Origin of the sequence: Mycobacterium sp. NPDC049093 (assembly GCF_040704635.1) — a bacterium.
GTDB lineage: Bacteria > Actinomycetota > Actinomycetes > Mycobacteriales > Mycobacteriaceae > Mycobacterium.
Window position 1 is genome coordinate 264,182 of record NZ_JBEZJS010000002.1, and the last position, 13,498, is coordinate 277,679.

General features: G+C 65.9%; 13 protein-coding genes. 7 read left to right on the plus strand and 6 right to left on the minus strand.

Annotated features, from left to right (window positions below; translation table 11 throughout):
- Window positions 1-92: 92 nt before the first annotated feature.
- Entirely contained in the window at window positions 93-533 is a 441-nt protein-coding gene (locus tag AB0876_RS06770) for an SPW repeat protein (protein WP_491841927.1), read from the minus strand.
- Window positions 534-679: 146 nt separating this feature from the next.
- On the opposite strand from AB0876_RS06770, the gene AB0876_RS06775 reads away from it, so the two are divergent.
- Both AB0876_RS06775 and AB0876_RS06780 read left to right on the plus strand, forming a co-directional pair.
- A complete protein-coding gene (locus AB0876_RS06775) occupies window positions 680-2,134 on the plus strand; it encodes a hypothetical protein (protein WP_526041552.1) in 1,455 nt (484 codons plus the stop codon).
- 99 nt (window positions 2,135-2,233) lie between these two features.
- A complete protein-coding gene (locus AB0876_RS06780) occupies window positions 2,234-3,214 on the plus strand; it encodes an NAD(P)H-dependent flavin oxidoreductase (protein ID WP_526041919.1) in 981 nt (326 codons plus the stop codon).
- A gap of 88 nt (window positions 3,215-3,302) precedes the next feature.
- Here the strand turns inward: AB0876_RS06780 and AB0876_RS06785 are convergent, their stop codons facing one another.
- Window positions 3,303-4,019, minus strand: coding sequence for a TetR/AcrR family transcriptional regulator (locus tag AB0876_RS06785; protein ID WP_526041553.1), 717 nt, complete (start codon window positions 4,017-4,019; stop codon window positions 3,303-3,305).
- A gap of 90 nt (window positions 4,020-4,109) precedes the next feature.
- Between AB0876_RS06785 and AB0876_RS06790 the strand changes: the two genes are divergently transcribed.
- Both AB0876_RS06790 and AB0876_RS06795 read left to right on the plus strand, forming a co-directional pair.
- Entirely contained in the window at window positions 4,110-5,195 is a 1,086-nt protein-coding gene (locus AB0876_RS06790) for an oxygenase MpaB family protein (protein ID WP_526041554.1), read from the plus strand.
- A 1-nt stretch (window position 5,196) separates the two neighbouring features.
- Window positions 5,197-6,888, plus strand: coding sequence for an aldehyde dehydrogenase family protein (locus tag AB0876_RS06795; RefSeq protein WP_526041555.1), 1,692 nt, complete (start codon window positions 5,197-5,199; stop codon window positions 6,886-6,888).
- Between the two features lie 8 nt (window positions 6,889-6,896).
- Here the strand turns inward: AB0876_RS06795 and AB0876_RS06800 are convergent, their stop codons facing one another.
- Window positions 6,897-7,484 (minus strand): TetR/AcrR family transcriptional regulator, encoded by a 588-nt coding sequence (locus AB0876_RS06800; RefSeq protein WP_491841921.1) that lies wholly within the window; start codon window positions 7,482-7,484, stop codon window positions 6,897-6,899.
- Window positions 7,485-7,624: 140 nt separating this feature from the next.
- Between AB0876_RS06800 and AB0876_RS06805 the strand changes: the two genes are divergently transcribed.
- Genes AB0876_RS06805 through AB0876_RS06815 form a run of 3 tightly spaced genes read left to right on the plus strand, consistent with a single transcriptional unit; the run spans window position 7,625 to window position 11,542 of the window.
- Complete coding sequence (locus tag AB0876_RS06805; protein ID WP_526041556.1) at window positions 7,625-8,347, plus strand: class I SAM-dependent methyltransferase; 723 nt, start codon at window positions 7,625-7,627, stop codon at window positions 8,345-8,347.
- A complete protein-coding gene (locus tag AB0876_RS06810) occupies window positions 8,259-8,639 on the plus strand; it encodes an MmpS family transport accessory protein (protein WP_526041557.1) in 381 nt (126 codons plus the stop codon). The genes AB0876_RS06805 and AB0876_RS06810 overlap by 89 nt, the downstream gene beginning before the upstream one ends.
- Window positions 8,636-11,542: an MMPL/RND family transporter gene (locus tag AB0876_RS06815; RefSeq protein ID WP_526041558.1), complete on the plus strand. Its 2,907-nt coding sequence runs from the start codon at window positions 8,636-8,638 to the stop codon at window positions 11,540-11,542. The genes AB0876_RS06810 and AB0876_RS06815 overlap by 4 nt, the downstream gene beginning before the upstream one ends.
- 71 nt (window positions 11,543-11,613) lie before the next feature.
- On the opposite strand, the gene AB0876_RS06820 is transcribed toward AB0876_RS06815, so the two are convergent.
- The 3 genes from AB0876_RS06820 to AB0876_RS06830 are packed head-to-tail and all read right to left on the minus strand — an operon-like array spanning window position 11,614 to window position 13,491.
- Window positions 11,614-12,270, minus strand: coding sequence for an O-methyltransferase (locus tag AB0876_RS06820; RefSeq protein WP_491841917.1), 657 nt, complete (start codon window positions 12,268-12,270; stop codon window positions 11,614-11,616).
- A 10-nt stretch (window positions 12,271-12,280) separates the two neighbouring features.
- Window positions 12,281-12,751: a TIGR04338 family metallohydrolase gene (locus AB0876_RS06825; protein ID WP_491841916.1), complete on the minus strand. Its 471-nt coding sequence runs from the start codon at window positions 12,749-12,751 to the stop codon at window positions 12,281-12,283.
- Entirely contained in the window at window positions 12,748-13,491 is a 744-nt protein-coding gene (locus AB0876_RS06830; RefSeq protein WP_491841915.1) for a DUF2786 domain-containing protein, read from the minus strand. The genes AB0876_RS06825 and AB0876_RS06830 overlap by 4 nt, the downstream gene beginning before the upstream one ends.
- Window positions 13,492-13,498 lie beyond the last annotated feature (7 nt).

Genomic DNA, 13,498 nt, shown 5'->3' on the forward strand with positions numbered 1-13,498 from the left:
TGACGCATCTTCGGATACCCGGACGTGATCCAGGCGCGCCGATTCCCCACCAGCCGGGGTCCGGCTGGTGGGTCAAGGTGCGCGCTTGCCGGTTAGGCGTGCCGTGCTTCGGAATTGCGCACCTGCATCCCGAAATACATCGCGGTGAAGCCCAGCACCATCACCAGCGCACCGCTGATCACATGCGACCAGATCATCCCGGCGCCCGGTCCACTGACAAACACCCACGGCGAGATGATCAGCCACACACCGAATATCGGCAGTGTCCAGGTCATGCCGTGCGCGCGATCCAGCGCGAAGCTGAAACACATTGACAGGAACGCGATCGCCCCTCCGACGATCAGATCGTTGACCGTCAGCCGGTTGAAGGCGTCGTAGCCGACGATCCACGGGGACAGCGCGACGTACATCGCTGTCAGCAACGTCAGGCCGAAGGTGACCTGCGCAGCCATCGACTCTGCCACACGGTCATAGCCGGCCCGTAGGGCCAGAATGTCCGGATGTAGGTCGATCGATGAATGGACTGCACTCATTTCTTGTCCTTTCCGTTACACGGCAAGGCGTTTGGACCCTACCGCCCCCATCCATCGCTTTCCAGATTACGCCGCGACGGGCGAGATGGCGGCGGCTGGAAGCGGCCAGAATCGGCTGCTGACGGACGCCAAGTAAGGTGTTCTCAATGCGGTGGCGCAGCAACGCCCAAACGGATCAACCCACCGGCCCCCGTCAGCAACTCGGCTGGTTCGCAACGCTCTTCGCGATGGCCCTGGTGTTCCATTACACCGACAGCCAACCCCTCGCGATGCTGCCGGCATTGCTGGCCGGCCTGCCCGCCCTGCTATTTCCCGGCTCGGTGGCCGCGGCCGGTCTGGCCGTCGCAGCCGGCGCCACGGTGGCCGCGCTGAACCTGCCCGCAGCCGCGAACCATCTGGTGCTGAGCCTGCTGATCGCCGTGGCGCTCGGCACCGCGGCCTTGTGGGCCCTGGCCACCCGGAACCGGGCAGGCGAAGCGGACGATTTCGTCGAACGCTGGCTGGATGCCGTGCGGAGTCCGATCGGCCTCGTGTTGCTCGTGGTCTACCTTTTCACGGTCTTCGACAAGTTGAACACCGCATATTTCACCCCGGCGACCTCGTGTGGCAGCGAGCTGTTCGGCCAGCTCATCTGGCTGAACGGCTTCGACGATGTGACGCCGGGCCAGGGTGTCGGTGAGTTCGTCGGCATCGCTGCGGTGGTGATCGAGGCCGCCATTCTCGGGTTGCTGGCGGTGCGCCGGTTGCGCTTCTGGGGCGTGCTGCTGGGGGTGGGCTTCCACTCGATACTGGCGATGGCCTCGTTCTACGACTTCGCCACGGTCGTGTTCGCGGCGTACGTACTGCTGGTCCCGACCGAGGTGTTCGCGACCCTGGCGACCCGCGCTTCCGCGCTGCGGACCGTCGCGCTCGCCGGGTTTGCGGCGCATGTGCTGCTGAGTGTGCTGGCGAGCTCGGCCGACTCTCCGAGGAGCCCGGCCGGGCTGCCCTGGCACACCCTGCTGGTGCTCACCTGGTTCGTCGCGGTGGTGCCGTTCATGGCCGCGCTGCTGCGCACGTACTACTCCGCACAGGCGGCAGGTGTCCGTCCGCCGAACTGGAGCTTTCGCCCCGTGGTGCTGCTTCTCGCCCCGCTGCTGGCTCTCGCCAACGGGTTCACGCCGTATGTGGGGCTCAAGACCGTGTCGAACTACTCGATGTTTTCCAACCTGCACACCGAAGAAGGCGCCACCAATCATCTGGTGCCGGGCGTCACCGCACTCCAACTGGCCGACTATCAGCGCGACACCGTCACCGTGGTGGGGATGGAGTTTCCGCAGCAGCCGGAGGACCCGACATACCTTCGCCGACAGCTGCGTTGGATGTCGGAAGATCCCCCGGTCCGCATTCCGTGGCTCGAGCTGCGGCGCAGTGTGGTGCTGTGGCAGGAGGCGGGTATCAGTGGCGTGCGGATCGCCTATCTTCGCGACGGACCACCCCGCGTCGTGGACGACGCCACGAAGGATCCCGTACTCGCGGCACCACTGCCCTGGTGGCAACGGCATCTGCTTGCTTTCCGCCCCGTCGACTCGGGTTGGGGCGCCGACGTCTGCCGCTGGTAGCCCAGGCACCGCGACCGTGCGTGTCTGTCGGCCGCCACGCCGCAAGAAGTCGGCAGTTTGCACACGCTCACACAGACCCACATGGCGCAGAATCGCGGAATGGACATCCCGGATCGGCTGAAACTCGATGCGCCCGTGGTCCAGGCCGGCATGGGCGGCGGCATTGCGGGTGCTCCGCTGGCCGCCGCGGTGTCAGCGGCCGGCGGACTGGGAACCCTGGGGCTCGTGCCGCCCAGGAAGCTCAGGTCGGCTATCGCAACGGTCCGCGACCAGGCCCCCGGCCGTGCGGTCGCCGTCAATCTCTTGATGCCGTTCACCCGTCGTCCCCATATCGACGTCTGTCTCGAAGCGAAGATCGACATCGCGGTGATGGCGTTTGCGATCGACCGGGCGTTGATCGAACGACTGACGGACAGGGGCATTTTCGTCATCGTGATGGTCGGCACTGAACGGCAGGCCACGGAGGCGCTCGCCTACGGCGCCGACGGGTTGATCGCGCAGGGCCGTGAGGCGGGTGGGCATCTGGTCGGCACCGTGGCGCAGGCCGATTTCCTGCCAAAGGCTTTGGCACTGGCCGGTTCCCGCCCGGTGTTCGCCGCGGGTGGCATCGCCACGGCGGACGACACGAGAGCGGCGCTCGCCGCGGGCGCGACGGGCGTGGTGGCGGGCACGCGGTTCCTGCTCACCCACGAGTCAGGTGCACATCCCGTTTACCGGCAGCGGATCATCGACACGGAAAAGACGCTGGAGACCACCGTGTTCGGCCTCGCCTGGCCGGAACGTCATCGGGTGATCCCCAACGCGACAACGGATCGGTGGTGTCACCCGGACGGCACGGCCCGCCGGTTGCCGGCGGCCATCAACAAGTTCAGCGCGCCGCTGTCCCGAGTCCCCGACCGTGGTGACGGCGCGATGCTCCGCCTGCAACGTCCGGCGCTGCCGTTCCTCACCCCGGTCACGCTCACTGCCGACATGCCGGCGACGTGGGCGGACCGCGCCGCGCTGTATGCCGGGGAGACTGCGCTGCGGTTGGACCGGGTCACGTCGGCAGCACAGGCCGTCGCCGATCTCACACCGTAGGCACGCCCGAACGTCCGCGTATGTGCGCAAAATGCCGGCGAAATACGGCGTGGCGGGCGGCAGACACGCACGCACGCGGTGCAAGGGCTCAGACGCCGAGCCGTTCCGGGTTGCGGTAGCTCTCGACCTGCGCGGCGATCACGTCGGGCGTCGGCAGCGGCTCGGCGCTGTCCAGGTACACGCCGCCGGCACGCAGTGTGTCGTCGACCAACAGCCAGATCCAGCGCACGAGATCGGCCGCCAACCGGTCCTGTGCGGTTGAGCCGGGTTGGTCGAGCCACCGGCCGGTCGTCGATTCCACCAACCCGACGATGGCGAACGCCAGTGGTTGAGGGTCGGTGTCCATGCCAAAGGCGTTGAGATACACCGTGAACAGCGCATCCAGTTGAGTTCCGATGGTCAGCCGGATGTCGGCGATGGCATCGGGCGCCGAGCCGTCGTCACCCAGGGAGCACCGTGCCAGGTAGCGGTAGAGATTCCGGTGTTCGACGAGGAACCGGACGTGGGCACCGACGCCGGCCTCGATGATCTGGGCCATCGATCCGTGGGGCGTCCACAGTGGGGCAAGTTCGGTGTTGAGCATCTCGGCTGCGCGCTGCGCGATCGCGCTCTGCAGATCGGCCGCGCCGGCGAAGTGCCGGTAGAGCTTGGTGCGGGTCACCCCGACATGCGCGGCGATCTGCTCGGTCGAGGCCTGCGGACCGTGTTCGGCGATCGCCGACAGTGCGGCGTCGACGAACTCCGCCCGCCGCCGCTCCCGCTGGCCGGCCCATCGACTCACGGAACCGCTGCCCTCAGTTGCCACAGGCACACCCTAGCCAATCAAGTGGTACATGACGTACCATATCGTAACTGGTACATAACGTACCACTAGATTTCGAAGGGAACGACGCAGATGGACGCGGTAATCGCACTTCGCAAAGCGGCAGGTCTGCCGGCAGTTGCCGAACCCCTGGCACCGGCGGAGGACTACGGTTTCTTCGGCCCCGGGTCGGTCACCTGGAAGGTGTGGAGTTACCCCACCTCGCTGCTGATCGGCTTCTCCCGCGCCGTCACCATCGAGCACCTCGATCCGTTCCTGGCCGCCGCCGTCGACGCCACCGGGCAGGTCTACGCCCGCACCCGCCTGCGTTACGACCGGACCATGCAGTACTTCGCCCTGGTGGCGTTCGGCGACGCCAAATCCGTCCTCGACGCATCCGAGATCCTGGTCAAGATCCACTCCAAGGCTGTCGGCACCGAGCCCATCACCAAGCGGCCGTTCGACGCCAACGATCCGCACTCACAGTTGTGGATCCACCTGACCGCATGGCACTCGATCCTCAAGAGCTACGAGATGTTCGGCCCCGGCAAGCTCTCGGCCGAAGAGGAGAGCCAGTACTGGGAGGAATGCGCGCGGGCCGCGGAGTTCCAGACCATCGACCCCGACGACGTGCCACGCACCCGTGAGGGCATCCGCGCGTACTTCGAGGGCTTCCGCCCAGACCTGGTCGGCTCCGAGGTGGCTCAGCGCATGATGGATTACCTGGTCGATCTGGGCTACCACATCCTGCCCGAGCGGATGCCGCGCTGGATGCGCAAGGCGTTCAACATTCCGATGCGCGCCGCCATCATCGCCACCATGCCGCAGTGGATGCGGCTCCTGGGCGGTATCCCCCAGCGCCGGTTCGCCGATGTCGCGGCCCGCGCCGTGGTGCGGCCCTTCCTGCGGATCATCGCCGCCAAGCCGCGACTCGAACTGGCAGTCCTGGACCTCACCACGCCGAACACCACGCCGATCGTCGGCCCCACCCTGGTCGGCATCCCGGCCAGGAACACGGTCACCTACACGCCCGCCGAGGCCCGGGCGAAGTGGCGCAGACAGACTCCGTTCGAGCAGTACAGTCAGATCATGGCCAAGCGGGAGATCGGGCAGGGCCCGACTCCCTACGCCCACAACCACCACGACGCACTGATGCAATTCGACAAGAGCGTGAGCTGATATGAACGAATCGCAGATCGACCAGGCCCTCGATGATCTCGCCGAAGGCGAAAAGACCTGGGCTTCCCTGTCATTGGCGGCCCGCCGCGGACTCCTCGACGAGGTACGCGCCCTGACCGTGCGCCATGCCACCGAGTGGGTCGACGCTGCCGTCGGGATCAAACAACTCGACCCGGCCTCGCCCCTGGTCGGCGAGGAATGGATGTCCGGCCCGTACTCACTGGTGGCCGGGCTGGCCGCACTGTCGGAGAGCCTGACCAAGCTGGAAGCGTGCCGCAGCCCGCTCGACGGCGCCGAGTTCGGCTACGCGCCCGGCGGCCGGACCACGGTAAAAGCTCTGCCGCTCAACACCTTCGATCAACTTCTGCTGTCCGGGTTCAGCGCCGAGGTGTGGTTGCAGCCCGGAATCGAGAAGGCCGAGGCCATCCGGTCGGCCGGTCTGGCTCAACGCGACCCGTCCCGCACCCACGGTGTGGGCGCGGTGCTGGGCGCGGGCAACATCTTCTCCATCGCGCCGCTGGACACCATCTACGAGTTGTACGCCAACAACCGGGTGGTCGCCCTCAAGCTCAACCCGATCACCGATCCGTTGCAGCCCGTGCTGACCAAGGTGTTGGCACCGTTCATCGCCGTCGGCGCGGTGCGCATCCTTACCGGCGGGGCCGAGGTCGGCACATATCTGGTGCAGCACAAGCTCGTTGACCACGTGCACATGACCGGCAGCGCCCTGACGTACGACGCCATCGTGTTCGGCACCGGCGAGGAGGGTGCCCGACGCAAGGCAGCTGACGAACCCGTACTCGACAAGGAGATGACCGCCGAACTCGGCGGGGTGTCCCCGACGATTGTGCTGCCCGGCTCCTGGAGTGCGGCCGACATCGAGTTCCAGGCCAATCACGTTGCCACGCAACGCCTGCACAACAACGGCTACAACTGCGTGGCGGCGCAGGTGGTGGTGCTGCCCAAGCACTGGGCGCAGCGCGACGAGTTCATCGCCGCCATCCGCAAGGCCTTCAACGATGCACCTGCCCGCCCGGCCTACTACCCGGGCTCAGACGTCAGGGTCGCCGGCGCGGACACGTCGTATCCGGACGCACAGCACCTGGGCTCGAGGGGTGCCCGGGTGCTGGTGGTCGATCCCGCCGACCGCGAAGCGTTGTTGTGCACCGAGTATTTCGGTCCGGTTCTCGGCGTGATCGAGCTCGACGTACCCGACGATCAGTTCGCCGAAGAAGCGGTACGCGTCGCCAACGACGAGTTCGTCGGCACCCTCGGGGTGAACATCATCGCCCACCCGGACTCCATCAAGAACATGGGCGACAAGTTCGACCGCCTCGTCGAGCAGCTGCGCTACGGCACCATCGCGATCAACGCGTGGACCGGCGTCGGCTATCTGACCCCGACGGCCACCTGGGGCGCGTTCCCCGGCCACCGGCGCAATGACATCCAGAGTGGAGTCGGCGTGGTGCACAACGCTTTTCTGCTCGATCGGCCGGAGCGCACGGTGGTCCGCGGTCCGTTCCGTCCGGCACCGCGTTCGGTGTTCCGCGGCGAGTGGTCGTTGTCCCCCAAGCCGCCGTGGTTCGTCAACAACCGCACCGCGGCGACGACGGGCCGGCTGTTGGTGGACTTCGCCGGGGCACCCGGTTGGAGCAAGCTGCCCGCGATCTTCGCGTCGGCGCTGCGGGGTTAGGTACGGGGCTACCCGGATGCGACGGGCGCGGCCGGCGCCACTGCAGGCAGCAACCGTTGCGCGCAGTCCAGCAGCACCCGGTGCAGCTCTTCGTCGGTGATGTCGTTGAGGGCGGGATCGGTGGCACTGCCGTAGACACCCGAGGCAAGCACCGACATGCAGATCCGGCCTGCGGCGTCGGGCTCGGGGCCCAGCAGGATCAGCGTGAGCCGTTCGATGGTGTCCTGGAGTTCGGCCCGATCGTGCACCAAAGCGTCGATCACCGGGTCACCGTGGAACACCGCGGTGACCCGACGGTGCCGCACGGCCATCTCGACCATGCCGCTGACGGCGGCCTCCCGCCGCGCCTCCGGCGTGGACATCGCCTCGGCGATGCGGACCAACCGCACCATGTCGTCGAAGACAGGTTGGATGACCGCGAGCGCGATCTCGTCCTTGGAATGGAACTGGTAGTAGACGGCCGCCTTGCTGACGCCGAGGCGGTCGGCGATCATCTGCAGCGACGTACCTTTGACGCCATGCTCTGCGAACAGGCTCAGCGCCGCCTCCAGCACCCGCTCGCGGGCAAAGCCACGCGGCGCAACAGCCTTCGCCACACCCGTCCCTTCGTCGCGCTGAGCGTACCGAACGCGTTCTAGATCACAGCGTCAATAGCCAAACTAACTTGATTGAAGTTAGCCGACTGTATAGGTTTCACTTTACATCCGGCAAGGAATCCTGCGGGGGAGGAGTGATGATGCCAACTACGTGCGCGTCATATCCGGCAGAACTCCTCGACACCTTTCTCCTCGCCGCTGCCGAAACCGGCATCGGACAGGTGGTGTTCCTGTCCTCCGATCTGGACCCACGTCCTTATCAACTGCCCTGGCCCGCAGGCACCCACGTGTACGTCGTCGACCATCCCGCGATCCTCGACGTCAAGACCGCCGCCATGGCCGGCACCACGCCGACCACAGTCGTGCGAGGAGTCCCCGCCGATGTCAGCGGCGACTGGTCTGCCGCACTGGTCCGGGCAGGATTCGACACCGACCGGAGCGCCCTGTGGAGCGTGGAAGGCGTACTACCCTTCGTTCCATCGGATGAACAGCGTCGACTCGTCGCCGACATCACCGCCCTGAGCGCGCCGGGCAGCCGGCTGATCTCAGAGGTGTCGGTCAGTCCGTTCCGGGACGATTCCGACGGGGACGTCACCGCGGACATCGACGTAGAAAGATGTTGGCGGGATTCCGCCGACACCGAAATGATCACGAAGTGGCAATGGAGCTTCGCCGCCGCCCGGTACGTCACCGCGTACCTGACCTCCGAAAGGCCGACCAGCGAATATGAAGCTGTTGAGACGGTTCTGGATTCCGTTGATCATCATCGTGGTGGTGTTGGTAGGCGGATTCACGGTGATGCGGGTGCGCACGTTCTTCGGCGCAGGCGCCGGCTCCGGCATTTCCAGCGCCAAGGTCGATGACACCAAACCGTTCGACCCCAAGGTCGTGGTCTACGAGATCGACGGCGTGCCCGGGGCCACCGCGGACGTGAACTACCTCGATCTCGACGCCCAGCCCCAGCGCGTCGACGGGGTCACCCTGCCCTGGACGCTGCGTCTGGAGTCCACCGCCCCGTCGGTGTTCCCCAACATCGTCGCGCAGGGCGACGGCAACACGATCAGCTGCCGCATCACCGTCGATGACGAGCTCAAGGACGAGAGAACCTCCAACGGCGTGAACGCCCAGACCTTCTGCTTGGTGAAATCTGCATGAGCAATTACGACACTCCTACCGACTCGATCCCGGTCAGCGGCCCACAGCACGCGCAGCCCGCCGGGCACGGCGGGATCGCCAAATGGATCCGGCGCCTGGCCATCCCGATCATCATCGGCTGGATCGCCGTCATCGGTGTCCTCAATGTGATCGTTCCCCAGCTCGAAGAGGTGGGGAAGATGCGCTCGGTGTCGATGACGCCGGACGACGCACCGTCGATGATCGCCATGAAGCGGGTCGGCGAGGTGTTCCAGGAGTTCAAGTCCAACAGCTCCGTGATGGTCGTGCTCGAGGGCGACAAGCCGCTGGGCGACGACGCACACAAGTACTACGACGAGATCGTCGCCAAGCTCGAGGCCGACAAGAAGCACATCGAGCACGTCCAGGATTTCTGGGGCGACCCGCTGACCGCGTCGGGTGCCCAGAGCTCCGACGGCTTGTCGGCCTACGTGCAGGTCTACACCGCCGGTAACCAGGGCGAGGCGCTGGCCAACGAATCGGTCGAGGCCACCGAGAAGATCGTCCAGAGCGTCCAGGCGCCGGAGGGCGTCAAGGCGTATGTGACCGGCCCGGCAGCGATGTCGGCCGATCAGGAGATCGCCGGTAACCGCAGCCTCGAGATGATCACCGCCCTGACTTTCGTGGTCATCATCATCATGCTGCTGTCGGTCTACCGCTCCATCGTGACCGTGCTACTCACCCTGGTCATGGTGGTGCTGTCGCTGTCGGCCGCTCGCGGTCTGGTGGCTTTCCTGGGCTACTACAACATCATCGGGCTCTCGACGTTCGCCACCAACCTGTTGGTGATGCTGGCCATCGCCGCCTCCACGGACTACGCGATCTTCCTGATAGGCCGATATCAAGAGGCCCGAAGTGTCGGCGAGGACCGGGAACAGGCCTACTACACCATGTTCCACGGCACCGCCCACGTCATCCTGGGTTCGGGCCTGACCATCGCCGGCGCCACGTTCTGCCTGCATTTCACGCGCCTGCCCTACTTCCAGTCGCTGGGTATCCCCCTCGCGATCGGCATGGTGATGGTGGTGCTCGTCGCGCTGTCGCTGGGCTCGGCGATCATCACAGTGGCCACCAAATTCGGTAAGACGCTGGAACCCAAGCGGGCCATGCGTACCCGCGGGTGGCGCAAGATCGGTGCCGCGGTGGTGCGTTGGCCGGGACCGATCCTGATCGCCACCATCGCAATCTCGCTGATCGGCCTGCTCGCACTGCCGGGGTACAAGACCAACTACAACGACCGCAAGTACCTGCCGGCAGATCTACCGGCCAACACCGGCTACGCCGCGGCCGACCGCCACTTCTCGCAGGCCCGGATGAACCCCGAGCTGCTGCTGATCGAGAGCGATCACGATCTGCGCAACTCCGCGGACTTCCTGGTGATCGAGCGGATCGCCAAACGCATTGTCGGCGTACCCGGTGTCTCCCGGGTCCAGGCCATCACGCGCCCGCAGGGAACGCCGATCGAGCACACCTCGATCCCGTTCAACATCAGCATGCAGGGCACGACCCAGACGATGAATCAGAAGTACATGCAGGACCGGATGGCCGACATGCTCAAGCAGGCCGACGAAATGCAGGTCACCGTCGACACGATGACCAAGATGATCGCGCTGATGGAACAGATGCGCGGCGTCATGAACAGCATGGTCGGCAAGATGCACGGCATGGTCGACGACATCAAGGAATTGCGCGACCACATCTCGGATTTCGACGACTTCTTCCGTCCGATCCGCAACTACCTGTACTGGGAACCGCACTGCTACAACATCCCGATGTGCTGGTCGATCAGGTCGGTCTTCGACACCCTTGACGGAATCGACACCATGACAGCCGATTTCGAGCAGATCGTCCCTGACATGGACAAGATGAACGCGCTTATCCCCGTGATGATCGCGAACATGCAGCCGATGATCACGACGATGAAGACCATGAAGACCATGATGCTGACGATGCAGGCCACCCAGGGTGGCATGCAGGATCAGATGGCGGCCATGCAGGACAACTCCACCGCCATGGGTCAGGCCTTCGATGCCGCCAAGAACGACGACTCGTTCTATCTGCCACCGGAGACCTTCGACAATCCGGACTTCAAGCGCGGCATGAAGATGTTCCTGTCCCCTGACGGGCATGCGGTGCGGTTCATCATCAGCCACGAAGGCGATCCGATGAGCCCCGAAGGCGTCGCGCACGTCGAACCGATCAAGCTGGCGGCCAAGGAGGCCATCAAGGGCACCCCGCTGGAGGGCTCCAAGATCTACCTCGGCGGCACCGCGGCCATGTTCAAGGACATGCAGGAGGGCGCCAACTACGACCTGCTGATCGCCGGAATCGCCTCGCTCTGCCTGATCTTCATCATCATGTTGATCCTGACCCGAAGCATGGTGGCCGCCGCGGTGATCGTCGGCACCGTCGTGTTGTCGCTCGGCGCCTCCTTCGGCCTGTCGGTGCTCATCTGGCAGCACCTGATCGGCCTGGAACTGCACTGGATGGTGCTGGCCATGTCGGTGATCATCCTGTTGGCGGTGGGTGCGGACTACAACCTGCTACTGGTCTCCCGATTCAAAGAGGAGATACACGCAGGCTTGAACACCGGCATCATCCGCGCCATGGGCGGCACCGGGTCGGTGGTCACCTCGGCAGGCCTGGTATTCGCGTTCACCATGATGTCGATGGCAGTCAGCGAACTGGCCGTGATCGGCCAGGTGGGCACCACCATCGGTCTGGGTCTGCTGTTCGACACCCTGGTCATCCGCTCCTTCATGACCCCGTCGATCGCAGCCCTGATGGGCAAGTGGTTCTGGTGGCCGCAGATGGTGCGTCAGCGTCCCAAGCCCGAGCCGTGGCCGAAGCCGATCCAGCGCGAGCCGCAGGACTCCCTGGCTTAGCCCTGACCTCAACCCCGCGAGCGTGCGTGTCTGCTGATGGACACGCACGCTCGCGGCGTTTGAGGGTCCGTTTACCGCACGAGCGTCACGGCGAAACCGTCCCAGCCCTTGGTGCCCACGGTTTGAATGGCCGCGGTGTCCAACCGCGGATCGGCACCCATCATCTCCAGCATGTCGCGCACGGCCTGCGCCTGTGCGTCGTCGGCCGCCGGTGCGAGAACCCGACCGAACCGGGTGACGTTGTCCACCACGATGATCGAGCCCGGCCGGCCCAGCTTGATCGCCCACTCGACGTAGCGGACGTTGTTCTCCTTGTCGGCGTCGATGAAGACAAGGTCGAACACGTCACCGCGTTCGGCCAGCCGCGGCAGCGTGTCGAGTGCGGCACCGACGATCACCTCGACGCGGTCAGCGACCGCGGCCCGCGCCAGATTCGCCTGTGCGATCTCGGCGTGACGCGGCTCGTATTCGAGCGTGACGACGCTGCCGTCGGGTCCCACACCACGGGCCAGGTTGATGGTGCTGTACCCGGCGAGAGTGCCGATCTCAAGCACCCGACGCGCCCCGGAGATCGTCGCGAGCAGCGACAGCAGCTTGCCGTGCTGAGCCGACACCTCGATGGCGGGCATATCGGCGGCGTGTGCGGACTGACGCGCCGCGATCAGCGCCTCGTCTTCAGTGCGCAACACCTCGTTGAACATGGCATCGACGTCAGCGGCCTCGGTCATGTGCGCCAGGCTAGAGGACGCCTTCCTTGGCGTACACCATCCGCAACACCAGCCCGACCTCCGGACCCATGACCGTTTCGCAGAGCTCGCTGTAGGCGGCGACGAAGGCCGGCCCGTGGGGCGGGTCGGCATGGCTGACGTGGTGGGCCAGTTCGTGAAGTACCACCAACTCTCGCAGTGCCCAGGTATCGCGCTCGGGGACGGCGATGACGGCCTTGCCGTCGACCCATTCGTAGTGCGCCGCCGTGGCTCCCCGACGGGAACGCACCGCAACCGGGCCGGCTCCGACCCGGGCGACGACGTCGTCGACGTAGCGCTGCACCGAATCGACGGACCCGAACCTCGCCTCCGGCGGCAATGTCAGTGAGGTACCGAAGAAGTCGATGGCGCGCGAACTGTGTTGTGCCGCACGGTCGAACATGGTGCGCACGAACTGTTCGGCGGCGTACACCCTGGCGCGCTGGGTGTCCCTGGTGCTCACTGCTCCAAGGCGCCGCGCGCGCCGGAGATCTCCTGGCCGGCCCCGAGCCGCGCGTGGCGACCGGCGCGGTCCCCGGCCCGGCGAGCGGCCGACGAATACCCGGCCGAGGCGTTCGTCGCGCGCCAGGTCCCACGGGCCTGCGAGGCTTCCCGGTAGAAGCTGCGCAGCTCGATGTCCTTGTCCCGCAGGGCGATAGCGGTGCCCGGCCGGTCGGCCTCGTCGGCCTCGCGTTGCGCTTCCTCCCGGGCCTCGGTCAGGCGCTGGCCGATCCGGGCACCGAAGGCCAGCTGGAAGTTCAGCCGGGCGGTGATGGTCGGGGTCGGACGGTGGGCGCCCGAGGCGATATAGCTCTCCGACGCCTTGACCATCTGCACCAGCAGGCTGGTGTAGAGGGCGTGGGTGGCGTCGATGTCCTCGGCGAACCCGTAGGCGTAGACGAAGGTCGAGTTGGACGCCACATCACATTTCACGTCGTTGGCCATCCCGATCACCACGAACAGCTGTACATAGGTACGCAATCCGCGTCTGCCGGCCTCGCCGATGGTGATGGTGCGTTGCACCGGCATCTGCGCTTTGGTGCGCTCCGCGGAATGCGCGCGGGCCAGGGCCAGGTCGATGGAGGTGGCGGTGGCCAGCCGCTGAGCGGCGGCCATGAACGCCTCGGCCTCGTGGAGGTTGTCGGTGCCCTCCGCCTGACGCAGCAGTGCGGCGATGCGCGCCAACATCTTGTCGTCGCTCACGCGACAA